The organism is Sphingomonas sp. GW821-FHT09E03 (genome assembly GCF_059416225.1).
Map to the genome: position 1 here is coordinate 166,368 of NZ_JBWKOS010000002.1, position 23,068 is coordinate 189,435.

General features: G+C 68.1%; 22 protein-coding genes and 1 tRNA gene. 14 read left to right on the forward strand and 9 right to left on the reverse strand.

The window, feature by feature from the left end:
* Positions 1-39 precede the first annotated feature (39 nt).
* On the reverse strand, positions 40-441 hold the full coding sequence (gene msrB / locus AC07M8_RS05025) for a peptide-methionine (R)-S-oxide reductase MsrB (protein ID WP_495173295.1): 402 nt from the start codon (positions 439-441) through the stop codon (positions 40-42).
* Between the two features lie 268 nt (positions 442-709).
* Here msrB and AC07M8_RS05030 point away from each other — a divergent pair, with 268 nt between their 5' ends.
* The 7 genes from AC07M8_RS05030 to AC07M8_RS05060 all read left to right on the forward strand — a co-directional run bounded on the left by AC07M8_RS05030 (position 710) and on the right by AC07M8_RS05060 (position 10,061).
* Positions 710-1,195: a winged helix DNA-binding protein gene (locus tag AC07M8_RS05030; RefSeq protein WP_267394876.1), complete on the forward strand. Its 486-nt coding sequence runs from the start codon at positions 710-712 to the stop codon at positions 1,193-1,195.
* A gap of 285 nt (positions 1,196-1,480) precedes the next feature.
* Positions 1,481-2,458 carry a hypothetical protein gene (locus AC07M8_RS05035; RefSeq protein WP_495173296.1) on the forward strand — a complete coding sequence of 326 codons (978 nt, stop codon included), beginning with the start codon at positions 1,481-1,483 and terminating at the stop codon, positions 2,456-2,458.
* Positions 2,459-2,469: 11 nt separating this feature from the next.
* Complete coding sequence (locus tag AC07M8_RS05040) at positions 2,470-2,940, forward strand: hypothetical protein (RefSeq protein WP_495173297.1); 471 nt, start codon at positions 2,470-2,472, stop codon at positions 2,938-2,940.
* Positions 2,941-2,996: 56 nt separating this feature from the next.
* Entirely contained in the window at positions 2,997-4,145 is a 1,149-nt protein-coding gene (locus AC07M8_RS05045) for a hypothetical protein (protein ID WP_495173298.1), read from the forward strand.
* Between the two features lie 67 nt (positions 4,146-4,212).
* Positions 4,213-9,201, forward strand: coding sequence for a hypothetical protein (locus tag AC07M8_RS05050; RefSeq protein WP_495173299.1), 4,989 nt, complete (start codon positions 4,213-4,215; stop codon positions 9,199-9,201).
* A 6-nt stretch (positions 9,202-9,207) separates the two neighbouring features.
* Positions 9,208-9,444, forward strand: a complete 237-nt coding sequence (locus tag AC07M8_RS05055; RefSeq protein WP_495173300.1) for a hypothetical protein — start codon at positions 9,208-9,210, stop codon at positions 9,442-9,444.
* 8 nt (positions 9,445-9,452) lie between these two features.
* Positions 9,453-10,061 (forward strand): PilZ domain-containing protein, encoded by a 609-nt coding sequence (locus tag AC07M8_RS05060; RefSeq protein ID WP_495173301.1) that lies wholly within the window; start codon positions 9,453-9,455, stop codon positions 10,059-10,061.
* 110 nt (positions 10,062-10,171) lie between these two features.
* On the opposite strand, the gene AC07M8_RS05065 is transcribed toward AC07M8_RS05060, so the two are convergent.
* Positions 10,172-10,258: transfer RNA gene (locus AC07M8_RS05065), tRNA-Leu, on the reverse strand.
* A 298-nt stretch (positions 10,259-10,556) separates the two neighbouring features.
* Positions 10,557-11,318: an MJ0042-type zinc finger domain-containing protein gene (locus tag AC07M8_RS05070; protein WP_495173302.1), complete on the reverse strand. Its 762-nt coding sequence runs from the start codon at positions 11,316-11,318 to the stop codon at positions 10,557-10,559.
* A gap of 171 nt (positions 11,319-11,489) precedes the next feature.
* Here AC07M8_RS05070 and ftsE point away from each other — a divergent pair, with 171 nt between their 5' ends.
* The 4 genes from ftsE to AC07M8_RS05090 are packed head-to-tail and all read left to right on the forward strand — an operon-like array spanning position 11,490 to position 14,297.
* Positions 11,490-12,200, forward strand: a complete 711-nt coding sequence (gene ftsE / locus AC07M8_RS05075) for a cell division ATP-binding protein FtsE (protein ID WP_267394885.1) — start codon at positions 11,490-11,492, stop codon at positions 12,198-12,200.
* A complete protein-coding gene (locus AC07M8_RS05080) occupies positions 12,197-13,084 on the forward strand; it encodes a cell division protein FtsX (RefSeq protein WP_495173303.1) in 888 nt (295 codons plus the stop codon). The genes ftsE and AC07M8_RS05080 overlap by 4 nt, the downstream gene beginning before the upstream one ends.
* Positions 13,081-13,617 (forward strand): YdcF family protein, encoded by a 537-nt coding sequence (locus AC07M8_RS05085; protein ID WP_495173304.1) that lies wholly within the window; start codon positions 13,081-13,083, stop codon positions 13,615-13,617. Before AC07M8_RS05080 ends, AC07M8_RS05085 begins: the two co-directional genes overlap by 4 nt.
* Positions 13,614-14,297: a lysophospholipid acyltransferase family protein gene (locus AC07M8_RS05090; protein WP_495173305.1), complete on the forward strand. Its 684-nt coding sequence runs from the start codon at positions 13,614-13,616 to the stop codon at positions 14,295-14,297. Before AC07M8_RS05085 ends, AC07M8_RS05090 begins: the two co-directional genes overlap by 4 nt.
* 24 nt (positions 14,298-14,321) lie before the next feature.
* Here AC07M8_RS05090 and AC07M8_RS05095 read toward each other — a convergent pair whose 3' ends face one another.
* Both AC07M8_RS05095 and hisC read right to left on the reverse strand, forming a co-directional pair.
* Complete coding sequence (locus tag AC07M8_RS05095) at positions 14,322-15,230, reverse strand: prephenate/arogenate dehydrogenase family protein (RefSeq protein ID WP_495173306.1); 909 nt, start codon at positions 15,228-15,230, stop codon at positions 14,322-14,324.
* Positions 15,230-16,354: a histidinol-phosphate transaminase gene (gene hisC / locus AC07M8_RS05100; RefSeq protein WP_495173307.1), complete on the reverse strand. Its 1,125-nt coding sequence runs from the start codon at positions 16,352-16,354 to the stop codon at positions 15,230-15,232. Before hisC ends, AC07M8_RS05095 begins: the two co-directional genes overlap by 1 nt.
* Before the next feature lie 59 nt (positions 16,355-16,413).
* Here hisC and metX point away from each other — a divergent pair, with 59 nt between their 5' ends.
* The 3 genes from metX to AC07M8_RS05115 are packed head-to-tail and all read left to right on the forward strand — an operon-like array spanning position 16,414 to position 18,649.
* Positions 16,414-17,544, forward strand: coding sequence for a homoserine O-acetyltransferase MetX (gene metX / locus AC07M8_RS05105; protein ID WP_495173308.1), 1,131 nt, complete (start codon positions 16,414-16,416; stop codon positions 17,542-17,544).
* The gene (metW, locus tag AC07M8_RS05110) at positions 17,541-18,188 is read left to right on the forward strand and encodes a methionine biosynthesis protein MetW (protein WP_495173309.1); all 648 of its coding nucleotides are present in this window, start codon (positions 17,541-17,543) and stop codon (positions 18,186-18,188) included. The genes metX and metW overlap by 4 nt, the downstream gene beginning before the upstream one ends.
* A 50-nt stretch (positions 18,189-18,238) precedes the next feature.
* Positions 18,239-18,649, forward strand: coding sequence for a response regulator (locus tag AC07M8_RS05115; RefSeq protein WP_267394894.1), 411 nt, complete (start codon positions 18,239-18,241; stop codon positions 18,647-18,649).
* A 52-nt stretch (positions 18,650-18,701) separates the two neighbouring features.
* Here the strand turns inward: AC07M8_RS05115 and AC07M8_RS05120 are convergent, their stop codons facing one another.
* The 4 genes from AC07M8_RS05120 to AC07M8_RS05135 are packed head-to-tail and all read right to left on the reverse strand — an operon-like array spanning position 18,702 to position 23,022.
* Positions 18,702-20,252, reverse strand: coding sequence for a sensor histidine kinase (locus AC07M8_RS05120; protein WP_495173310.1), 1,551 nt, complete (start codon positions 20,250-20,252; stop codon positions 18,702-18,704).
* Between the two features lie 8 nt (positions 20,253-20,260).
* Entirely contained in the window at positions 20,261-20,848 is a 588-nt protein-coding gene (gene ssb, locus AC07M8_RS05125; protein ID WP_495173311.1) for a single-stranded DNA-binding protein, read from the reverse strand.
* 13 nt (positions 20,849-20,861) lie between these two features.
* Entirely contained in the window at positions 20,862-22,724 is a 1,863-nt protein-coding gene (feoB, locus tag AC07M8_RS05130; protein WP_495173312.1) for a ferrous iron transporter B, read from the reverse strand.
* Between the two features lies 1 nt (position 22,725).
* On the reverse strand, positions 22,726-23,022 hold the full coding sequence (locus AC07M8_RS05135; RefSeq protein ID WP_495173313.1) for a FeoA family protein: 297 nt from the start codon (positions 23,020-23,022) through the stop codon (positions 22,726-22,728).
* Positions 23,023-23,068: the final 46 nt, after the last annotated feature.

Below are 23,068 nucleotides of genomic sequence, written 5' to 3' on the forward strand. Positions count from 1 at the left end.
GCGCTAACCGGCCGGGCCACAAGCGGCCCGGCGCGACCGTCAGCCTGCCTTGCGCGCGTGGAACTCGAGCGAGATCGAGTTCATGCAATAACGCTGGCCGGTTGGCGGCGGACCATCCGGGAAGACATGGCCAAGATGGCTGTCGCAGCGCGCGCAGCGGGTCTCGGTGCGGGTCATGCCGTGGCTGGTATCGCTATGGTCGCTGACCACCTCGGGATCAAGCGGCCGCGTGAAGCTCGGCCAGCCCGAGCCGGAATCATATTTGTCGGCGCTGTCGAACAGGTCGAGATGGCAGGCCGCGCAGGCATAGAGGCCGTCGGCCTTGTTGTCGGTCAGCGCGCCGGCAAAGGCACGCTCGGTGCCCGCCTCGCGGAGCACGTGATATTGCGCGGGGGTGAGCCGCTTGCGCCATTCGGCTTCGGAAAGGGTGAGCTGATCCATCCACGCTATGTCGGTTTGCCGCCACCAAGCGTCAAGGCGGCGCGACGGGCTGAACATCAAATCAGGCGGGATGAGCGCAGCGCCGGTTCCGGCCGCCCTCCGCCGCCGGCACCCGTTTTCGATGCTAACTTGGTTCGTTTTGGACAAGTTACGTGGCGATAATCCCACGATGTGCCCATCTTGTTGAGAATAGCTAATGATGTGCTTGTTTTATGTCTGGAGCGGTGTCACGACAATAGTCCTGACGCAACGCTTTTGGGAGTAAGCGGTGGCAGAAGAGACGATCGTCGGATTGGTGAAGGATCTGACCACGCAGTTGTCGGCGATTGCCGTTGAATTCGGCAACAGAGCCGATCAACTGTCGAGTGAGACACAGAGTGTCGCGGTCACCGGGGAGGTCCGCGATCCCTGCCAGATGGCCAAGCAGTTGCTGGCGCAACGGCTGGCGCGTTTTGACCATTTCCCCGCTGAACTGTTCCATGAACCGGCGTGGGACATGCTGCTGGCGCTCTTCGTCGCCAACGAAGAGCGGCGGACGATGAGCGTGAAGACGCTGGTCGGCAGCGCCAATGCGCCCGTCACCACCTCGCAACGCTGGATTGACCATCTCCACAAGCTCAAGCTGATCGATCGCGTGATTGATCCGATCGACCGCCGCCGCATGGAGATTTCGCTCAGCGACACCGGGCAGACCGCGGTCATCCAGTATTTGCGGCGCTTGGGCGCTCAGGAGCGCGCGCCGAGCAACGCCTGATTCGCGGTTCGGTTCCCGATCAAACGGAATTGGGCTCTATTCGGGCGGTGGCGCGGATGGGTCAGCCTTACAGCATTATCATCGAACCCCGGGCAATCCGCGTCTGCCGAGATGGCCGTTTGCCGTCCCTGACCTCGTCATCAGCCCTCGATCACCACTGCGGCAATGACGGGATCTTGTCACCGAAACGGGTGCAAGTTGATCTTTTAAGTCATTACGGTTCCGTAGTTTTTACTTAAGCACAAGCGCCGATTTTAGCCTCGAGACACGAACTCGGGGAATGTTTTGGCCTATTCGCGCATCATCGGCAGTGTACAGAGCAAGCAGTGGTCGGCGCTGGTGCGTGCCTGCTGCTGCGTGCTGGTCCTGCTGGTGCTGGTGAGCGGCGCGAGCATTGCCCGGGCCGAGACCAGCGCCGGTACCCGGATCGACAATACTGCCGAACTGCGCCTCGATGGCAGCAATGCGGTGCGCTCCAACACCGTGTCGTTGATCACCGCCGAGCGGCTCGACGTCACGCTCGCCCGCGTCGGCAGCGGCAGCGTCGCCATCACCGGCGCCGGCAACGCGCTGCCCGTGCTGCTCACCAACGCCGGTAACGGCCAGGAGGCGTTCACCGTCGCCGCCACCGTATCGGATGCCTCCGCCACCGTTCGCCTGATCGCGATCGACGTCGATGGCGACGGCCGCTTCGATGCCACCCGCGATACCGTGCTGGCGGGCGGGGTCACCCCTTCACTCGCACCCGGCGCCTCGCTGTCGCTGCTCGTCGTCGTCGACGCGGGGCAGGGGACGGTGACCGCCAACGCGGTTACGGTCACCGCTCAGGCGGTCACCGGCAGCGGCGCCCAGGGCACCCAGTTTGCCGGGCAGGGCGACAGCGGCGGCGACGCGGTCACCGGCGCCACCAGCGCGCGCGCCACCGTGTCGGTGCCGCTCACCGCCACCGGCGCGGCGCCGAGCCTGGTCAAGTCGCAGGTCGTGACGGCGCCGGACGGCTCGGCCCGGGCGATCGCCGATGCGATCATCACCTACACGCTCGAGGCGCGGCTGGTCGGCCCGACGGCCAACGTCCGCGTCGCCGATCCCATCCCCGCCGGCACGGCCTATGTCGCTGGCAGCCTGCGCCTCGACGGCGCCGCGCTCACCGATGCCGCCGATGCCGATTCCGGCACCGTCGGTGCCGCCGGCGTCGTCGTCACGCTCGGCGACATCGCCGCCGCCGGCACCCGCACCATCCAGTTCCAGGTTCGAATCCAATGAGGAGTGTCACCATGATCGCCCGCTGTCTCGTCGCTGCGCTGCTCGCGGCGGTCGCCGTGCCCGCACTCGCCGCCGGCCCGCTCCAGCTCACCACCAAAATGCTGGTCGAAAAGCGCGTTGCCGCCGCCGACGGTACCACCAAGACCCAGGCGGTGAATGCCGCCAACGTCACGCCGGGCGACCGCGTCGTCGTCGTGCTCGATTATCGCAACACCGGCGCGCAGCCGCTCGGCGGTGTGGTGCTGGCCAATCCGGTGCCTCGCAACATGGTCTATCGCGGCGCCGCGGCAGGCTCGGCGAGTCCCGAGCTGTCCGTCGACGGCAGCCATTTCGCGACCCTCAACAGTCTCAGCGTGAAGACGCCCGCCGGCGCCATGCGACCCGCCACACTCGACGATGTCACCCACGTCCGGTGGCGCCTTTCCAGCCCGTTAGCGGCCGGTTCGAAAGGCGAACTCGCGTTCCAGGCCGTCCTGAGATGACCCTCTCCACCCCCTCTTCGTCACGCACACACTGATAGTCCAAGGAGTAATTTTCGATGTTTTCAACAGGGGTTCGTCGCCTGCTGATGGCCGGGGCGGCCACGGCGGCAATCGTCGGATCGGGCACGGGGGTTGCGCAGGCGCAGACCACCACGCCCGGGCCTGCCGGCACCGCCGCCGGCACCACCATCACCAACACCGCGCAGGCGAGCTACACCGTCAACGGCAATGCCCAGACGGCGCAGTCCAACACCGCGACGTTCGTGGTCGATCGCAAGGTCAACCTGACGGTGATCAACACCTCGTCGGCGAACACCTCGGTCAATCTCGGCCAGGCCGGTGTGGTGACGACCTTCCAGGTCACCAACAACACCAACGGCACGCAGGATTTCCTGCTCTCGACCAGCCAGCTGGTGCCGCTCGGGCTGCTCACCGGTACCGACAACTTCGATCTCGCCAATCTCAAGATCGTGGTCGACAATGGTGACGGCGTCTACAATCCCGCCACCGACACCGCGACCTTCATCGACGAGCTGCCGGCCGACCAGTCCCGGCTGGTGTTCGTCGTCGGTGACATCCCGGCCAGCGGCACGCCGACCCCGACGATGGCGACGGTGGGCCTCGACGCCACGGTCGCCGCGGGCGGTGCCGCGGGCACGCAGGGCGCCGCGCTGATCCCGACGCCGCTCAACACCATCAACCAGGATGCCGAAGTCGACGTGGTGTTCGCCGACAACGACAACGATGGCACACTGGGCTTCGATATCGCGCGCAATGGCCAGGCCTGGGCCTATGGCGCCTATCAGGTCACCGTCACCAACGTCGCGCTGACCGTCAGCAAGACGGCGACGGTGCTGACCGATCCCGTCAACCTGGCCGCCAACCCCAAGGCGCTGCCCGGCGCGACGGTGCAATATTGCCTGGTCGCCAACAACAGCACCGCGGGCACCGCGGCCACCGATGTCGCGCTGACCGACGTCATCCCGACCAACACCACCTATGTGCCCGGATCGCTGACGATCGGCGGCCTGGCGGTGGGCGGCGCCTGCGTGCTCAACGGCTTCCAGCAGAACGACGACGGCACCCAGGCGACCGGGCCCTATCAGGGCGCGTTCAACGCAGTGACCAAGACGGTCACGGCGAGGATCCCGACGCTCGCCGGTGGCTCCGCCGTGGCGGCCGCGTTCCGCGTCACCATCAACTAACCGTCTAGCAGAACAGGAAAAAACCGATCCCGGCGCGGGTACCCCCGCGTCGGGACAGGCCACCCTTATGCCTTTTCCCCGGCCCTTCCTGCGTCTCGGCGCGCTCCTGCTCGGTATCGGTGGCCTTGCCGCCGCGGCCGCCCAGACGACGCGCGTGGAGAATACCGCCAGCCTGACCTATGCGTCGGGCGGGGCCGACCAGAGCGTGCGCTCGAACACGGTGGCGCTCGATGTCACCCGCACCAAGCGCCCGACCAGTTTCACCTTCCGGTTGCTTCCCAACGGCATGGAGCCCCAAGGCGCCAAGTGCGACGCCGCAACGCGGATGTTCACGCCTGCGCCCGTCAGCGAGGCGCTGCTGGCTGCCAGTCCCAAGCTCGAATCGATCGACATTACCTCGCCGCTGATCATGGTCATCGATGCGGAAGCAGAGAACCACGATTCCACTGCGCGCGAGACTGTTATGGTCAACGTCGACACCGGCGACGTGTCCGGCAAGCTGCCGCTGCTCGAAACCGGTCCGGATACCGGCGTGTTTGCCGGTGCGGTGCCTGCCGCCAATGACAGCAGCGATGCCTCGCTGGCTCCCTGTTCCTTGAAGCTCACCCGTGGCGACCATCTGCGCCTTAGCTTCACCGAGGATGAGGACAGCTTCGGCTCCTCTACCGATCTGCTGATCGATCCGGCCGGCTTCGTGTTCGACTCGCGCACCGGCCAGGTGGTCGACGGCACCGAGGTCACGCTGCTCGATGAGAATGGCCAGCCGGCCATCGTCTATGGCGACGATGGCGTCAGCCGCTATCCCTCGACGGTGATCACCGGTCAGCCTGTCAGCGACGCGAGCGGGCGGGCCTATGACGTTATCCCAGGCCGCTACCGTTTCCCGTTCACGGTACCGGGTCGCTATTCGCTCAAGATCGTGCCGCCGGGCGGCTATACCGCACCATCGATCGTCGATGCGGCGACGCTGCGCGCGTTCAAGGCGCCCGACGGCAGCAACTACATGATCGAAGACGCGAGCTACGGCCGCGGCTATCTGACCGTGGTCAACGATCCCGTCTATGTCGACGTGCCGCTCGATCGCCCCGGCAACAACACGCTGCTGCTGACCAAGACGGCATCGGTGCGCGAGGCGTCGCCGGGCGACTTCATCCAGTATCGCATCCAGGTCAGCAACCGCGACAGCGTTGCCGCGACCGGGCTGCACCTCACCGATTATCTGCCCACCGGTCTGCGCTTCGAGCGCGGTTCCACCCGCGGCGCGGGCGAGCCGGTCATATCGGCCGATGCGCGCAATCTCGATTTTCCGGTCGGCACCATCCCCGCCAACGGATCGGTCGAGGTGAGCTACGTGGTGACGATCGCACCCGGCGCGCCGACCGGCGAGGCGCTCAACCGCGCGCAGATGCTCGGCGACGGTGGCGTCACCAGCAACGAGGCCGCGGCCTCGGTGCGGCTGCGGCCGCTGCTGTTCACCGATGCGATGACGATCATCGGCCGCGTCTCGGAAGGCAATTGCAACGATCCGGCCGAGAAGCGCAAGGGCATCGCCGGTATCCGCCTGATGCTCGAAGACGGTACCTTCGTCGTCACTGATCGCGACGGCCTCTACCACATCGAAGGCGTCCGCACCGGCCGCCACGTCATCCAGCTCGACACCGCCAGCGTACCGACGAGTTACGAGCCGATCGCGTGCGACGTCGATACCCGCCAGGCGCGCAGCCCGATCTCGCGCTTTGTTGAGGGCGAGGGCGGCCTGCTCAAGCGGGTCGATTTCCAGCTCCGTCCCACCGGCAAGACGGCAGTGGCAACCGATGCGTTGCCGATCGTCGCGCTCGACGATGCGGTCGCCGCGGGCAACCGCGACTGGCTCGCTGGCGCCACCCCCGGCACCGACTGGCTGTTCCCCGGCACCGATTATAACCCCCGCGCGCCGGTGCTGCGCGTCGCGATCAAGCATCTGCCCGGCACCCGCATCGCGCTGACGCTCAACGGGCAGCAGACCGAGGCGCTCACCTTCGACGGCACCGACGGCAGCGACCAGACCGGCGTGCTCGTGTCCAAATGGACCGGCCTGCCGCTGGTCGCGGGCGACAACCGCCTCCAGGCCCGTGTGCTCGACGTCAAGGGGGCGGTGGTCACCACGCTCGATCGCGTTGTTCACTATGCCGGCGCGCCGGTGCGGGCGACGGTGGATCTCGCCAAGAGCAGGCTGGTCGCCGATGGCCTCACCCGGCCGCTGGTCGCGGTGCGCATCACCGATGCCGCCGGCCGGCCGGTGCGCGCCGGCACCCAGATCCCGTTCAAGGTCGATCAGCCCTATACCGCCGCGATCGAGGCCGAACTCCAGCAGGGCCGCCAGCTCGCCGGCCGCGAGAAGACCGAGGTCACCACCCGGGTCGTCGGCGATGAGGGCTATGCCTTCCTCGCGCTGCAGCCGACCACCCAGGCCGGCGCCGTCCATGCGGTGGTGACGCTGCAGGAAGACCAGCAGGTCCGCACCAGCGACATCCGCGCCTGGCTCGCGGCGTCGCAGAAGGACTGGGTCGTGGTCGGCTTCGGCGCCGGCACCGCGGGCTATGACATGCTCTCGAAGCACGGCCGCACCCTGCCCAAGACGCAGCGCAACAAGCTCGTCACCGATGGCCAGCTCGCCTTCTACGCCAAGGGCCGGGTCAAGGGCTCGTGGCTGATGACGATCGCCTATGACAGCGATCGCGCTTATGATCCCGATCGCGGCCTGCTCGGCACGATCGATCCCGATCGCTATTATACCGTCTACGGCGACGGCAGCGCCCAGGGCTATGACGCGCCCACCCGCCGCAAGCTCTACCTGCGTCTCGAGCGGCGCGAGTTCTACGCGCTGTTCGGCGATTTCGAGACCGGCTTCACCGACACCCAGCTGACCCGCTACAGCCGCACCCTCAACGGCGTGAAGGCCGCCTATGAAGGCCGCAAGCTGCGCGCCAACGGCTTCGCCGCCAAGACCGACACGCTTTATGCGCGCGACGAGATCCAGGGCAACGGTCTGTCCGGCCCGTACCGGCTGGCGTCGCGCGGCATCGTCCCCAACAGCGACAAGCTGCGCGTCGAGATCCGCAACCGCTTCCGTTCGGAGCTGATCGTCTCCTCGACCCAGCTCACCCGCCACATCGATTACGACATCGACACCGACCTCGGCACTGTGCGCTTCCGCGAGCCGGTGCTGAGCCGCGACGCCAACCAGAACCCGATCTTCATCGTCGCCGATTACGAGGTCGAGGGCGGCCGCAGCGAGAAACTCGCCGCCGCCGGCCGGGTCGCCGCCAAGCTCGGCAAGGTCGAGGTCGGCGCCTCGGTGATCCGCGACGAGACCGCCGGCAACGCCACCGTGGTCGGCGGCGACGTCAAGGTGCAGCTCGGCCGCGAGACCCAGCTGCGCGGCGAGTTCGCCACCGGCGGCAAGCAGGGCATCGGCAACGGCATCGCCTATCTCGCCGAGGCCCAGCATCACGGCGGCGGCGTCGACCTGCTGGTCTATGCCCGCCAGCAGGACGCGATCTTCGGCGTCGGCCAGCAGAATCTGGTCGAGGCGGGCACCCGCAAGTTCGGCCTGGACGGCCGCGTCGCGCTCACCGGCACGCTCAGCCTCACCGGCACCGCCTGGTATCAGGACATGCTGGCAAGCGACGCCACCCGCACCGCCGGCGAGGCGCGGATCGAATATCGCCGCCAGGGCGCGACGCTGTTCGCCGGCGCGCAGTTCGCCGCCGATCGCGGGCTCGACAGCGGCGACCGCGATTCGCGCCTGCTCACGCTCGGCGGCAGCAAGAGCCTGTTCGGTGGCGGCGTCACGCTCACCGGCCAGACCCAGTTCGCCCCCGGTGGCGACAAGGGCTCGGTCGACTTCCCGGTCCGCCACCAGATCAACGCCGCCTGGCGGGTCAAGCCCGGCATCCGCCTGCTCGCCGGCTATGAGATCGCCGACGGCCAGGATTACACCGCCCACACCACGCAACTGGGCTTCGATGTCGCCCCCTGGCGCGGCGCCAAGCTGATGAGCACGCTCAACCAGCAGGCGATCGGCGAGAATGGCGGCCGCACCTACGCGCAATATGGCCTCAGCCAGTCGCTGCCGCTCGGCAAGCATTGGACGGTGGACGGCACGCTCGACGCCAGCAGCACGGTGCGCGGCAGCGTCCCCAAGGGCGCGGTGATCAACGCCTTCCAGCCGGTCGCCTCGGGCGGCTTCATCGGCAGCACCGGCAACGGCGATACCAGCGGCGGCGATTATACCGCGGCAACGGTCGGCGCCACCTATCGCGCCAACCGCTGGTCGTGGAACGGCCGCCTCGAATATCGCGACGGCAACACCCAGAACCGCTGGGGCATCACCACCAGCTTCCTGCGGACGCTCGGCGAGGGCAAGACGCTCGCCTCGAGCATCAAGGCCTATCGCGTCCAGCAGGCCAGCGGCGCAGCGGCGCTCTCCGCCTCGGCCGATCTGGCGCTGGCCTGGCGTCCGCTCGACAGCCACTGGTCGGTACTCGAGCGGCTCGAGTTCCGGCAGGAGAGCGCGGACGCCGGCATCACCGACGGCAACGTGCTCGGCGTTCCTGCCAGCGGGCTCGGCGACCAGGTCACCAGCCGCATCATCAACAACCTCGCGGTCAACTATCGCACCGGCGCCGAGGGCCTCGGCCACGGCCTCGAGGCGACGATCTATTACGGCAGCAAGTACGTGAAGGGCCGCTTCTCCGACGACATCTATGACGGCTTCATCGACGTCACCGGCTTCGAGCTGCGCCACGATCTTGGCAGCCGCATCGATGTCGGCATCGCCGGCTCGGTCCAGCACGCCTGGGATCGCGCCGTCTGGTCGTGGAGCGGCGGCCCGTCGGTGGGTGTGTCCCCGGCGCCGAACATGTGGCTCAGCGCCGGCTACAACATCGCCGGCTACCGCGACCGCGACTTCGAGGACGACCGTTACACCCGCCAGGGGCCGTATGTGACGATGCGCATGAAGTTCGATCAACTCTCGCTGCGCGGCGCCACCCGCGCCCTGTTTGGAAAGTGACCCTCGATGCCGCTGGGTAATCTCACGCCGATCATCGCCGCCACCACCGCCACGGTGGACGCGCTCGCGCCGCGTTTCGCCAGGCTCGGTGCCCAGGCCGCCGAGACGTTGATCGATTCCTATGTCGACGAAGCGATTGCGCAATGGCGGGTCGAAGACGCCACCTTCTGGCAGCGGGTCAAGTTCCGCGCCCGGATGCTGCGCGCCGCCGGGCAATACCATCTCCCGGTCGGGCACGCCTGATCATGCTGATGCGCTACACGCCGCCCACGCCGCCGCAGCAGCCCGCCGAGCACGGTGTCGAGGATCGTCGCGGCAATCGCCGTCACACCACCGTGCTGCTGATCGGCAAGGTGCGTCAGGCCGCGGGCGATTCGGCCTGCCTGGTCCATGACATCTCCGCCCACGGGCTGATGGCGCGATTCACCGCCGCGCCGCTGGTCGGCGATCGGCTGCTGATCGAGATGCGCGGCTTGCCCGAGGTGGCGGCGACGGTGCGTTGGGTGGACGGCTACAAGGCCGGCGTTGAGTTCGCCGAGCCGCAGGAGGTGGAGCGGGTGTTCTGCCTGCGCGACGAGCAGGGCCTGGTCGCGCGCGCGCCGCGCTTCGCCATCGCCGCCAGCGCGGTGATGCGGCTCGGCGCCGAACGATGGGCGGTCGATCTGCTCGATATCTCGCCGGGCGGCGTCAAGCTGCGCACCGATCGTCCGCTCCAGGCCGGTCAGGCCGGCAGCATCCTGCTCGCGGCCGTCGGCAGTCCGATCTATGGCGCGATCTGCTGGGTTAGCGACGATCGCTGCGGCTTCCGCTTTTCGAGCCCGCTGCCGCTCACCAGCCTTGCGAGCGTGCTCGGCTGCTGACAGCCGCTAACGAACGTGCCAGGCGCGTGTCAGCACCGCTGGTGACGGTGTAATCGACGATCGGGATCTGCAAGGAACTGGGCAGGGGCATCAGCCCCTGCCGGATCATCTGGTGCGGTCGAGAAGACTCGAACTTCCACGGCCTTTCGGCCACAACGACCTCAACGTTGCGCGTCTACCAGTTCCGCCACGACCGCACGTGATAAGAACACCGGGCAGCCCGGTATCTGGCAGGCGCAGGCCACTAGCAAAGCGGGTCGGGCACTGCAACGCCTTTCGACAAGAAAGAAGAACGGCAGCGAATCAGCGACAAACCGGTGCTTGCGTCCGCATAGCCGACGCCATCGCGATGTTTATCGAACAGCCATGCGACGCGAACGCGGCCTCGTGGCTGCGGATTAGCCCCGACGGCGAACATCGGACGGTTCGCAACCATGAGGTTGCCTGACAAATATCAGCAACCAACCGGTAGCCAATCACCTGCCGCAAACGTTCTTAGTGTGCGTCTTCGCCGGCAAAGCTCAGCTCGAGCCGCTTGGAATTCGCCGGCACGTCGAGTTTGGCGGAGTTGAACAGCATCGATCCGCCCGGTGGCAGCGTGCGCTGCTGCGGGTTGATCGTCCAGCTATACACCATCCGCCCCTGGCCATCGCGCAGCTCGGCGCGAATGTCCGGCACCCGCTGGCGTTCGCCCGAGGGGTTGGTCACCTGGCCGCTCACCGCAAACAGCTCCGAGCCATTCTCCAGCTCGCGCCGCTCGATCGGATTGTCCTTGATCCTCAGCGGTGATTCGGCGGCGCCCACCGGCAGGCCGACCCGCGCCAGCAGCCCCGGCGCGCCGACCCACAGGATCGCGGCGACGCCCGCCAGCATCAGCAGCCCGGCAACCACCGCGATGATCGTCGACCGCCGCTGGGTATTGCGGCGTGGCCGCGTCACCGGGCGCTGCGAGAACGCCTCGTAATCGGGGGTGATGATCGGCCCCGCAGCCACTGGCGATACCGCGGCGGGCCGCGACATCATTGCCGGCTGCTGCCACGGCGCCTCGCCGTCCAGATCGCCGGCAATCTCGTCGGCATTGGCGTTGGCGGGCATGGGCAGCGGCGCCACAGGGGCTGGTGGCGGGGGCGGCAGCGGCGCCGGATCCTGGAACCAGCTATGCCGGCAATTGGCGCAGCGCACGGTACGGCCCTCGATCCCGATCGCGCTGTCGGGCACCAGATATCGAGTGCTGCATTCTGGGCATTCGAGGATCATGCGGGCGCTTCACGGAACGGGCCGGCGGGAGCTGCGGCCATCTTAACACAATTCTAAGCACGTAGCCCCGGTCCGTGGCAAGCGTCGCGTGACGCGCTTGAAGCGCCGCGCCGTGCATGCGAAGGCTGATCGCGGGGCAACGGCTAACAAAGAGCGGCGGCGTCGACGCGCATGGCGAATATCGTGCAGTTCGAAAATGTTGGGCTGCGCTATGGCACCGGCCAGGAAACCCTGTCGGATATCAGCTTCACGCTCGGTAGCGGCGCCTTCTATTTTCTCACCGGCGCAAGCGGCGCCGGCAAGACCTCCTTGCTCAAATTGCTCTATCTCGCCCAGCGGCCGAGCCGCGGCATCATCCGCCTGTTCGGCGAGGATGCCGTCACCATGCCGCGCACCCGCCTGCCGGGGTTCCGCCGCCGTATCGGCGTCGTCTTCCAGGATTTCCGGCTGGTGCCGCACCTGTCCGCCTGGGACAATATCGCGCTGCCGCTGCGCGTCGCCGGTATGCCCGAGGAGGATATCGAGCAGCCGGTGCGCGAGATGCTCGCTTGGGTCGGGCTTGCCGAGCGCGCCCAGGCGCGGCCGGCGACGCTGTCCGGCGGCGAGCAGCAGCGTGTCGCCATCGCCCGCGCGGTGATCGCCCGCCCCGAACTGCTGGTCGCCGACGAGCCCACCGGCAACGTCGATCCGGAGATGGCGGATCGCCTCCTCCACCTGTTCGATTCCCTCAACAAGCTCGGCACCACCGTGGTTGTCGCCACCCACGATTTCCATCTGCTCAATCGCGTGCCGGGCGCGCAGATGATGCGGCTCGACAAGGGCCATCTGCTCGATCCCACCGGCTCGCTGCGCTACCCGCCGCCGCCCCGCGGCGTCGCATGAGCCGCCATCGCGAACGCAGCACCGCCGAACGCCGGGTGCTCGACGAGGCCGGCGGGCTGCGGGCGATGACCTGGGTGATGGCGATCATGCTGTTCCTCACCGTGCTCGCGGCCGCGCTCGGCCTCGGCACCCGGCAATCGGCGCGCACGCTCGAGCGTCAGCTCGCCGGGCGACTGACGGTGCAGCTGGTGGAGGGCGATCCTGCCCGGCGCGAGGCGCTCGCCACCCAGGTCGTCGCCCGGTTGCGCGCCATGCCCGAGGTGACCCGCGCGACGCCCGTGCCGCGTGCCGACCTCGCCCGTCTGCTGCGCCCGTGGCTGGGGGACGCCGGCGACGATCCCGAGCTGCCGGTGCCGGCGATGATCGACGTCGATCTCGCGGATGCCGGCGCGGTCGACCGGGTCGCCGCGCGCGTCCACGCCACCAGCGCCACCGCGCGGGTCGATCGCCACGGCAGCTGGATGTCGCCGGTGTCGGGCTTGATGACCTCGCTCACCTGGCTTGCCGCCGGCTTGGTCGCGCTGATGCTCGCCGCCACCTCGGCGGTGGTGGTGCTCGCCGCGCGCGCCGGGCTTGAATCGCATCGCGCGACGATCGAGGTGATGCACATGCTCGGCTCCACCGATGTCCAGGTCGCGCGATTGTTCCAGCGCCGGATCGCGCTCGACGCCACCGTCGGCGGCGCGGTCGGCGGGCTCGGCGGCCTCGGCGTGCTCGCCTTCATCGGCGACAAATTGTCACAGCTGGGCTCGCAGCTGCTCGGCAACATCGCGCTCGCCCCGGCGGACTGGATCGCGCTAGCGCTGATCCCGGTGCTGTTCGTCGTCATGGCGACGCTCGCGGCGCGGGTTGCGGTGCTCGCGGCATTGAGGCGGACGCTGTGATCGCGCGGCTGTTCGGCCTGCTCGCGCTGCTCTGGTGCCTAGGCTTCGCCTTGTTCATGCTGCTGCTGCCACAGCCGCTGGAGGGATCGACCAGCGATGCGATCGTCGTTCCCACCGGCGGCCCCGGGCGGATCGATCGTGGCATCGCCCTGCTGCGCGCGCACCAGGCGCGGCGGATGCTCGTCACCGGCGTGGCGCCGGGCGTCACGCCGATCGATCTCGCCCGCGAATATCGCACCGCGCCTGCGCTGTTCGCCTGTTGCATCGATCTCGGTGCCGATGCGGTCGATACCCGCTCCAACGCCGAGGAGACCGCCGCCTGGGTCAAGGCGCACGATTATCGCACGGTGCGGCTGGTCACCTCGGATTGGCACGTGCCGCGGGCGCGGATGGAGCTGGCCGCCGCGCTCGGCAAGCGCGTCGTCATCCTTGGCGATGGCGTGCCCGGCACCCCGCGGCTCGGCACCCTCGTCAATGAATATAACAAGCTGATCCTGCGCCGGATCGCCTTATGGATCGGAGTGGGCGCATGATCGCCTGGATGCGGACGTGGGTGTTCAACCTCATTTTCTACGGCCTGTCGGTGCCGATCGTCGCCAGCGTGCCGGTATCGGCGCTGTTCGGTCGCGCCGCGGTGATCCGCCACGCCCATGTCTGGGCACGGCTTCACCGCTTCCTCAATCGCGTGATCCTCGGCATCACCGTCCGCGTCGAGGGGATCGCCGCCGATCACCCGGTCTTCTATGCCGCCAAGCATCAGGCGATGTTCGAGACGCTCGAGCTGCAACTGCTGCTTCATGGCCCGGCGATGGTGATCAAGCGCGAGCTGTCGAAGCTGCCGATGTGGGGCTGGGCGGCCTATCGCTACGGCTCGATCGTCGCCGATCGCGAGGCGTCGGCGGCGGCGCTGCGCAGCATGATGCGCGAGGCCAAGGCGCTGGCCGGGGAGGGCCGCTCGATCCTGATCTATCCCGAGGGTACCCGCGTCCGCCCCGGCGAACGGCCGCCGCTCCAGGCGGGGTTTGCGGGCCTCTATCGCACGCTTGGGCTGCCGGTGGTGCCGATCGCGCTCGACACGGGGGAGGTATGGCCTCGCTCGGGGGCCAAGCGGCCGGGCGTGGTGACGATCCGGATCGGCGACGAGATCCCCGCCAGGCTGGCACGCGACGAGATCGAGACCCGGGTTCATGCGGCGATCAACGCGCTCGATTGATCGTCGCTGAGATCGCACGCGCGGTCAGTCGTGCGCGCGCCCGAAATCGGCCGCGGGGTCGTCCTGGCCCTGTTCGACGATCGAGCGCCGCACCGCGCGGGTGCGGGTGAACAGCTCGAACAGTTCATCGCCCTTGCCCCAGCGGATCGCCCGCTGCAGCTGGCTGAGGTCCTCGGAAAAGCGCTGCAGCATCTCGAGCACCGCCTCGCGATTGGTGAGGAACACGTCGCGCCACATCGTCGGGTCGGAGGCGGCGATGCGGGTGAAGTCCCGGAATCCGCCGGCCGAATATTTGATCACCTCCGATTGGGTGACCTCCTCGAGGTCGCTGGCGGTGCCGACGATCGTATAGGCGATCAGATGCGGCAGATGGCTGGTGATCGCGAGCACGCGGTCGTGATGCTCGGGCGCCATCAGCTCCACCTGCGCGCCCAGCCGCCGCCAGAATTCGGCAACCCGCTCCACCGCGGCGGGCGGTGCGCCCTCGGGCGGGGTGACGATGCACCAGCGGTGATGAAACAGCGTCGCAAAGCCGGCCTCGGGCCCGCTCTGCTCGGTTCCGGCCACCGGATGCGCCGGAATTACCGTCGCGCCCGGCAACGCCTCAGCCAGCATCCTTGCCACCTCCGCTTTGCAGCTGCCTACATCGCTGATGATCGCCTCGGTCGGCAGGTCTTCGGCGAACTCCGCCGCCACCGCGCCCATGGCGCCGACCGGGACGCACAGGATGACGAGATCGGCATCGATCACCGCCGCGCCGGCGCTGTCGGCGACGTCATCCGCAAGCTCGATCCTGACTGCGGTCGCGCGCACCGCGGGATCGGCGTCATAGCCGGTCAGCCGCACCGTCGGCATCGCGCTGCGCACCGCGCGCGCCACCGACGAGCCGATCAGCCCCAGCCCGATGATGGTGACTCGCGCGAACGGCAGCATCAGGCTCGGCCCGCTTCCGCCTTCGCCACCTCGGTGCGCAGCACCTCGATCACCGCGCGCAGCTCGTTCTCGGTGCCGATGGTGATGCGCAATCCGTGGGGCAGGCCCTGGCCCGGCAGCCAGCGGGTCGCAAAGCCCGCCGCCATCAGCGCCTGGTAGGCGGTCTCGCCGGTCAGCGGGCCTTCGAACAGCACCAGCACGAAATTGGCCTTGCTCGGTACCGCGCGCAGCCCGGCATTGGCCATGCTGGCGATCTGGTCGGCGAACCAACCGCGCCATCGGCGGTTGTGATCGCGGCTGTGGGTGACGAACTCGGCTGCCGCCAGCGCGGCGACCGCGGCACGCTGCGCGCCGATGCCGAATGCGAACGGTGCGCGGATCCGGTGCATCGCATCGATGATCGCGGGTGCGCCATAGCCCCAGCCGATCCGCTCCGAGGCAAGGCCGAAGATCTTGGAGAAGGTCCGCGTCACCAGCACGTTAGGCTGGCTGCGCGCGAGCTCCAGCCCGCCATCGTCGTCCGCGGGATCGAGATATTCGGTATAGGCCTGGTCGAGCACCAGCAGCACGTCGCGCGGCAGCCCGGCGTGGAGCCGCGCGATCTCGTCGCGGGGCGTATAGGTGCCGGTCGGGTTGTTGGGGTTGGCGAGGAACACCACCCGCGTCTTGTCGGTCACGGCGGCGAGGATGGCGTCGACATCGGTCGCATAGTCGCGGTCGGCGGCGATCACCGGGGTCGCGCCTACCCGTCGGGTTGCGATCTCGTACACGGCGAAACCGTAGCGGACGAAGATGATCTCGTCGCCGGGGCCGGCGAAGGTGCCGGCGGCAAGGTGCAGTACCTCGTCGGATCCGGTGCCATAGACGATCCGTTCCGCCTCGATCCCGTAGTGACCGGCGAGGCGTGCGCGCAGCTCGGTCGCCGCGGCATCGGGGTAGCGTTCGAGTTCGGTGGCGGCGGAGCGATAGGCGTCGCGCGCGGCCTCGGGGGTGCCAAACGGATTCTCGTTGGACGAGAGCTTGACGACCTTGCGGCCGTCCTCGCTGGTCGCCCGCCCGGGCACGTAGGGCGCGATCCCGAGGATCCAGGGTTTGGGGGCGGGCGCGTCGGCATGTGCGGTCATGGCGGGGCCTTACGCTCCGCGCGCTTGCGTTGACAAGGCGAGGGTCCTAGCGGGCAGATATGACTGACGACCAGCGCTTCGGCCTGTCGCGCCACGTGACGCTGCCGGGGCCGCTCCGCCTCGATGGCGGCATGCTGCTGTCGCCGGTCGAGATCGCCTATGAAACCTATGGCACGCTCAGCGCGGACGGCGGCAACGCGATCCTGATCTGTCATGCGCTGACCGGCGACCAGCATGTCGCCTCGGCGCATCCGCGCACCGGCAAGCCCGGCTGGTGGACGCGGCTGGTGGGGCCCGGCAAGCCGATCGATCCGGCACGCGACTTCGTGATCTGCGCCAACGTGCTCGGCAGCTGCATGGGGTCGTCGGGCCCGGCGAGCATCGATCCCGCGACAGGCCGTCCCTATGCGATGACCTTCCCGGTGATCACGATCCGCGACATGGTGAAAGCGCAAGCGATGCTGCTCGATCATCTCGGCGTCGCGCAGCTGAAGGCGGTGGTGGGCGGCTCGATGGGCGGCATGCAGGCCCTGTCCTGGCCGGCGACCTTCCCCGCCCGGGTCGGCGCGGTGGTGGTGATCGCCTCCACCGCGCGCCACACCGCGCAGAACATCGCCTTCCACGAGGTCGGCCGCCAGGCGATCATGGCCGATCCCACCTGGGCCGGCGGCGATTACTATGATGGCGATCCCCCCGCCGCCGGCCTCGCGGTCGCGCGCATGGCTGCGCACATCACCTACCTGTCCGAGGCGGGCCTTACCGAGAAATTCGGCCGCCGGCTCCAGGCGCGCCCGGGCAGATTGGACGGGGCGAAGAGCTTTGGCTTCGACGCCGACTTCCAGGTCGAAAGCTATCTTCGCCACCAGGGCCTGAGCTTCGTCGACCGGTTCGACGCCAATTCCTATCTCTATATCACCCGGGCGATGGATTATTTTGATCTCGCCGAGGAGCATGGCGGCCTGCTCGCCAATGCCTTCCGCGCTAGCCCGGCGCGTTTCTGCCTGGTCAGCTTCGATACCGACTGGCTCTATCCCACCGCCGAATCGCGCACGATCGTCCACGCCCTCAACGCCGCGGGCGCCGCGGTCAGCTTCGTCGAGCTCTCCAGCCCCTATGGCCATGACGCCTTCCTGCTCGAGGCGCCCGAGATGAACCGGGTGGTCGACGGCTTCCTCAAGGCGAGCCGATGACCAAGGGTGCGATCCGGCCTGATCGCTTCGTCGAGCGGTTCGCGCCCGACACCACCCCGACGCTGCGCCCAGATCTCGCGATCATCGCCGATCACGTCGCCCCGCACGCACGCGTGCTCGATGTCGGCTGCGGCGACGGCGCGCTGATGGCGGCGCTGCGCGACACCAAGGCGGCGGACGCGCGCGGGCTGGAGATCGACGCCGGCAACGTCGCCGCCGCGGTCGCGCGCGGCCTGTCGGTGATCCAGGGCGATGCCGATGTCGATCTCGCCGGATATCCTGATGCAAGCTTCGATTACGCGATCCTCAGCCAGACGCTGCAGACCGCGCGCGCGCCAGACGTGGTGCTCGATCACTTGCTCAGGATCGGCCGGCGCGCCTTTGTCAGCTTCCCCAATTTCGCGCATTGGCGGGTGCGCGTGTCGCTGCTGTGGGGCGGGCGGATGCCGGTGACGCGGCTGCTGCCCGAACAATGGTTCGACACCCCCAACATCCACCATGTTACCGTTGACGATTTCCGTGCCTTCCTCAAGGCACGCGGCGTGGTCGTCGAAGAGGCCTGGTTCCTGTCCGGCGACCGCCGCACCAGCTCGGCGGCGGCCAACTTCCGCGCCGAGCATGCGGTGTTCTTACTGCGGCGTTAGGGAACAAAATGGCCGGGCGAGGGTTTGCGCATTCCAAATCGGAACCATCAATGACCAAGACTGCCCTGATTGTCGAAGATGAGATATTCGTTGCGCTCGACCTCGAGCGGATCCTCATCGATGCGGGCTACACGGTAGCCGCCATCGCCGCCGACAGCGCCAGCGCGATCAAGGCCGCGCCCGATTGCGCCTTCGCCTTCGTCGACGTCAACCTGCGCGACGGCCCGACGGGCCCGAGCATCGCGCGGCGGATGGCCGACGACTTCGGCATCAAGGTGGTGTTTGTGACCGCCAATCCGGCGCAGATCGATCCCTGCGGCGACGGCGCGCTGGGCTATATCCGCAAGCCGTTCAGCGAGGCCGCGATCCTCGCCGCTGCGGCGATGGCGAGCAAGGGCGCGGACGAGCCGCTCGCGCCGGCCAACGACGATCTGGTGATGCTCCGCCCCAGCGCGGGCTAAGCCTGCCTGACCTCTAGCTATCCCACAGTAACTGCACCGCAACGGCGCTCCTTCAGCCCCGCTCGCGGCTGAAGGCGGCCATCGGCACCTCGATCGTCACCACCAGCCCTTCCGGCCGCCAATCGCGCGCTACCGTGCCGCCGAGCTGGCGTACCGCGGACAATTCAATCAATTGGCTGCCAAAGCCGCCGCCACTCGTCGGTGCGACGACCGCGGGCCCGTGGCGCTCCAGCCAATGCAGTTGCGCCCAGTCCTCGCCGCGCGTCACCGTTAGTTCGACGATGCCACCCTCGGTCGATAGCGCGCCATATTTGGTCGCGTTGGTCGCGAGCTCGTGGAACAGCAGCGCCAGCGGCGTCGCCGAGCGATCGTCGATGGCGATGTCATCACCCGTGATCCGCACCGTGGTCGCGTTGCCGCGGTGATAGGGTGCGAACAGCTCGCCGAGCAGCCCGTGCAGGCTGTCCTGCTGCGCCGATGGCCGCGACGCCGGGCTGTGCGGCCGCACGAAATCATGCGCGCGCCCGAGCGCGGTAATCCGCTCGCGCAGGTCGGTGGCGATCGGCGCGAAGCCGGGCGTGCTGCGTGCCGCGAACGAGATCAGCCCCGAGATCACCGCGAAGATGTTCTTGATCCGGTGCGACAGCTCGTGGCTGATCACCTCGCGCTCCTCGAGCGCCATCTTCTGTTCCTGGATATCGGTGCAGGTGCCGAACCACCGGGTGATCGTGCCATTGTCGTCGCGGATCGGCAGCGCGCGGCCGAGCACCCAGCGGTAAGTGCCGTCGAAATGGCGCAGGCGATATTCGATATTATAGGGTTCGCCTGTGGTCAGCGAGTGCCGCCACACCGCCCAGGCGCGGTCCTGGTCGTCGGGGTGGAACATGCCGTTCCACCCCTCGCCGTCGGTCGAGCCCTCGGGCGTGCCGGTGAACTCGTACCAGCGGGCGTTGTAATAATCGTGATAGCCGTCGGGCAGCGTCGACCACACCATCTGCGGCATGGTGTCGGCGAGGGTGCGAAACCGGTCCTCGCTGTCGACCAGCGCGCGGCGGGTGTTGTTCTCGGCGGCACGCCACGCGGCGGCATCGCGGCTGTCGCGCAGCCGCACCATGATGTTCTCGGCGAGCGTCCGCAGCCCCTGTTCCTGGAGCGGCGTCAGGCCATCGCGTGGCACTGAATCGATAACGCACAGCGAGCCCAGCGGCACGCCGTCGTCGGAGACCAACGGTGCGCCCGCATAGAAGCGGATGTGCATCGCCCCGGTGACGAGCTCATTGTCGGCGAAACGCGGGTCGAGCGTGGCATCGGGCACCACCATCACTTGGTCGCCCAGCATCGCGTGCGCGCAGAACGACGTGTGGCGTGGAGTCTCCGTCACATCGACCCCGGTGCGCGACAGGAACACCTGGCGAGTTTCCTCCACCAGGCTGACCAGTGCCACCGGGGCGCCGCACAACGCCGCCGCAAAGTCGGTGATCTGCTTCAGGCCCGCGCTGTTGCGCAGCGATTCGAGGTCATAGCTGTCGAGCGCGGCCATGCGGCGCGATTCGTCGACCTGCCAGCCGCGCGCCACCGGCGGCGTCGGCCTTGTCTCAGGCATGTCGGTGCTCAGAACGGCACGTCGTCGTCGAGATCGTCGGAGAAGCCGCCGCCCTGGCCGAAGCCGCCGCGGCCGCCGCCCGACGACGCCCCGCCCGTCGCACCACCCGACGGTGCGCCGCGACCGCCGCCGCTGCCGCCAAAGCCGCCGCCGCTGCCGCCGAAATCGTCATTGCCGCCGGCCCAGTCGTCGCCGCCACCGCCGCCGCGATTACCGCCGCCGGCGCCGCCACCCTGGCCGCCGTTCGGGCCATCGAGCATGGTCAGCACCGAATTGAAGCCCTGCAGCGTGATCTCGGTCGAATAGCGGTCCTGCCCCTGCTGGTCCTGCCACTTGCGGGTGGTCAGCGCGCCCTCGATGTAAACCTTCGATCCCTTGCGCAGGAACCGCTCGGCGACGTTGGCGAGGCCCTCGTTGAACACCTTCACGGTGTGCCACTCGGTCTTTTCCTTGCGCTCGCCGCTGCTCTTGTCCTTCCACGATTCGCTGGTCGCGATCCGCAGTTCGACGACCTTGCCGCCATTCTGGAAACTGCGGCTTTCGGGGTCGCGCCCCAGGTTGCCGACGAGAATGACCTTGTTGACGCTGCCCGCCATGAATGCCTCGAAATCAGAGGCCGGCGAACACCGCCAGCCAGTAGGTTATGCCGGCCATGATGTAGGCGGCGGCGAACAAATAGCCAACCATGAACAGCGGCCACTTCCAGCCGTTGGTCTCGCGGCGGGTCACCGCGATCGTGGAAATGCACTGCGGCGCGAACACGAACCACATCAGGAAGGCAAGCGAGGTCGGCAGCGTCCAGCGGCCGCGGATCTGGTCGGTGATCTTGCTCGTGCCGGCATCGTTGGTGTCGTCGATCGCATAGACGGTGCCGATCGCAGACACCGCCACCTCGCGCGCCGCCATCGCCGGCAGCAGCGCCAGCGCGATGTCGCGGTTGAAGCCGATCGGCTTCACCAGCACCTCGATGCCGCTGCCGATCCGCCCGGCGATCGAATAGCTCACCGGCGAGATGCCCGATCCTTCCGGCGGCTTGGGGAAGCTCAACAGCAGCCACAGCACCACCGTGGTCATGGCGATGGTGGTGCCGGCGCGCTTGAGGAACACGATCGCGCGCTGCCACAGGCCGATCAGCACGTCGCCCGCCCGCGGCCACTGGTATTTCGGCATTTCCATCATGAAGCCCGACGACACGCCCTTGGTCACCGTCCGCCGCAGCACCAGCGCCGCCACATAGGCGCCGGCGATGCCGATGATCAGCAGCCCGAACATCACCAACCCCTGCAGGCCGACACCCGGCAGTACCCTGGTATTGGGGATCATCGCGCCGATGATCAGCGTGTACACGGGCCAGCGCGCGCTGCACGTCATCAGCGGCGCGATCAGGATGGTGGTCAGCCGATCCTTCTCGTCCTCGATCGTCCGCGTCGCCATGATCCCGGGCACCGCGCAGGCGAAGCTCGAGAGCAAGGGGATGAAGGCGCGGCCCGACAGGCCGACGGTGGCCATCAGCCGGTCCATCAGGAACGCGGCACGGACCATGTAGCCCGACGATTCGAGCACCAGGATGAAGAGGAACAGGATCAGAATCTGCGGCAGGAACACCACCACCGCGCCAACGCCGGCGATCAGGCCGTCGGTGATCAGCGAGCGCACGAAGCTGTCGGGCATTGCCGCCTTGATCAGCCCTTGCAGGTCGGCAAAGCCGGCGTCGATCAGGTCGGCGGGCACCGTCGCCCAGCTGAACACCGCCTGGAACATCAGGAACAGGATCGCGACCAACACCACCGGTCCGGCCAGCGGGTGCAGCGCGACCGCGTCGAGCAGATTGGCCCAGCGGCGTCCCGCGGTTTCGGACACGGTCGCGGCCGCGGCGATCTGGCGGGCGCGACGCTGCAATCCGGCCATGTCGGCACCCGCCTCGATCGGCCGCGTTGGGGTGCGTACCACGCCGCCACCGCCGACCGCGTCCGCCACCGCGCCGCGCAGCGCATCGAGCCCGCGCTTGCGCACCGCGACGGTCGGGACCACCGTGACGCCGAGCTCGCGTTCGAGCACCGCGGGATCGAGCACCAGCCCGTCGCGCTCGGCGAGGTCGACCATGTTGAGCGCGACCACCACCGGTATCTCGAGCGCGATCAGCTGGAGGGTGAAGCGCAGGTGATTGTCGAGGTTGGCGGCATCCACCACCACCAGCAGCGCATCCGGCCGCCGCTCGAGGCTGCTGGTGCCGGTGACGACGTCGCGGGTGACGCGCTCGTCGGGACTGGACGGATCGAGGCTGTAGGCGCCGGGCAGGTCGATCAGCTCGACCGGGCGACCGTCGTCGAGCACGAGCCGGCCCGAATGCCGCTCGACGGTGACCCCGGGATAATTGCCGACCTTCTGGCGGGCGCCGGTCAGGGCATTGAACAGCGCGCTCTTGCCGGCATTGGGATTGCCGACCAGCGCCACCAGCGGTGCTGCGTTCATTCTATCCGGCGAAAGCGACGGTAGCAGCGGGGGCGGCAGGATCGACGTGGATCGCGCTGGCGACCGCGCGGCGCAGCGCCACCGTCATCCGCCCGATCCGGCAGGCGATCGGCCCGTTGCCGAGCGAGGCGCGATGCAGCACCTCCACCGCGACACCCTCGTCGAAGCCGAACTCGCGCAGCCGTCGCGCCTCGGGCACCGCCAGCATTGTCCAGTCGATCGTGGCGACGGTCGCCTGCTGTCGGCGGGGCAGCGAAACCAGGCTGAGTTCGGGGACGACGTGGCGGGACATATCCATGATGCGACTGATTATCATTTACTGATGGAGGAGTAAATGCATTCTG

What these genes read in the sequence shown, in the direction of transcription:
- msrB (WP_495173295.1), bottom strand. Translation starts at nt 441, where the DNA reads ATGGATCAGCTCACCCTTTCCGAAGCCGAATGGCGCAAGCGGCTCACC.
- AC07M8_RS05040 (WP_495173297.1), top strand. Translation starts at nt 2,470, where the DNA reads ATGATCGCCCGCTGTCTCGTCGCTGCGCTGCTCGCGGCGGTCGCCGTG.
- AC07M8_RS05045 (WP_495173298.1), top strand. Translation starts at nt 2,997, where the DNA reads ATGTTTTCAACAGGGGTTCGTCGCCTGCTGATGGCCGGGGCGGCCACG.
- AC07M8_RS05050 (WP_495173299.1), top strand. Translation starts at nt 4,213, where the DNA reads ATGCCTTTTCCCCGGCCCTTCCTGCGTCTCGGCGCGCTCCTGCTCGGT.
- AC07M8_RS05055 (WP_495173300.1), top strand. Translation starts at nt 9,208, where the DNA reads ATGCCGCTGGGTAATCTCACGCCGATCATCGCCGCCACCACCGCCACG.
- AC07M8_RS05060 (WP_495173301.1), top strand. Translation starts at nt 9,453, where the DNA reads ATGCGCTACACGCCGCCCACGCCGCCGCAGCAGCCCGCCGAGCACGGT.
- AC07M8_RS05070 (WP_495173302.1), bottom strand. Translation starts at nt 11,318, where the DNA reads ATGATCCTCGAATGCCCAGAATGCAGCACTCGATATCTGGTGCCCGAC.
- ftsE (WP_267394885.1), top strand. Translation starts at nt 11,490, where the DNA reads ATGGCGAATATCGTGCAGTTCGAAAATGTTGGGCTGCGCTATGGCACC.
- AC07M8_RS05080 (WP_495173303.1), top strand. Translation starts at nt 12,197, where the DNA reads ATGAGCCGCCATCGCGAACGCAGCACCGCCGAACGCCGGGTGCTCGAC.
- AC07M8_RS05090 (WP_495173305.1), top strand. Translation starts at nt 13,614, where the DNA reads ATGATCGCCTGGATGCGGACGTGGGTGTTCAACCTCATTTTCTACGGC.
- AC07M8_RS05095 (WP_495173306.1), bottom strand. Translation starts at nt 15,230, where the DNA reads ATGCTGCCGTTCGCGCGAGTCACCATCATCGGGCTGGGGCTGATCGGC.
- hisC (WP_495173307.1), bottom strand. Translation starts at nt 16,354, where the DNA reads ATGACCGCACATGCCGACGCGCCCGCCCCCAAACCCTGGATCCTCGGG.
- metX (WP_495173308.1), top strand. Translation starts at nt 16,414, where the DNA reads ATGACTGACGACCAGCGCTTCGGCCTGTCGCGCCACGTGACGCTGCCG.
- metW (WP_495173309.1), top strand. Translation starts at nt 17,541, where the DNA reads ATGACCAAGGGTGCGATCCGGCCTGATCGCTTCGTCGAGCGGTTCGCG.
- AC07M8_RS05115 (WP_267394894.1), top strand. Translation starts at nt 18,239, where the DNA reads ATGACCAAGACTGCCCTGATTGTCGAAGATGAGATATTCGTTGCGCTC.
- AC07M8_RS05120 (WP_495173310.1), bottom strand. Translation starts at nt 20,252, where the DNA reads ATGCCTGAGACAAGGCCGACGCCGCCGGTGGCGCGCGGCTGGCAGGTC.
- ssb (WP_495173311.1), bottom strand. Translation starts at nt 20,848, where the DNA reads ATGGCGGGCAGCGTCAACAAGGTCATTCTCGTCGGCAACCTGGGGCGC.
- feoB (WP_495173312.1), bottom strand. Translation starts at nt 22,724, where the DNA reads ATGAACGCAGCACCGCTGGTGGCGCTGGTCGGCAATCCCAATGCCGGC.
- AC07M8_RS05135 (WP_495173313.1), bottom strand. Translation starts at nt 23,022, where the DNA reads ATGGATATGTCCCGCCACGTCGTCCCCGAACTCAGCCTGGTTTCGCTG.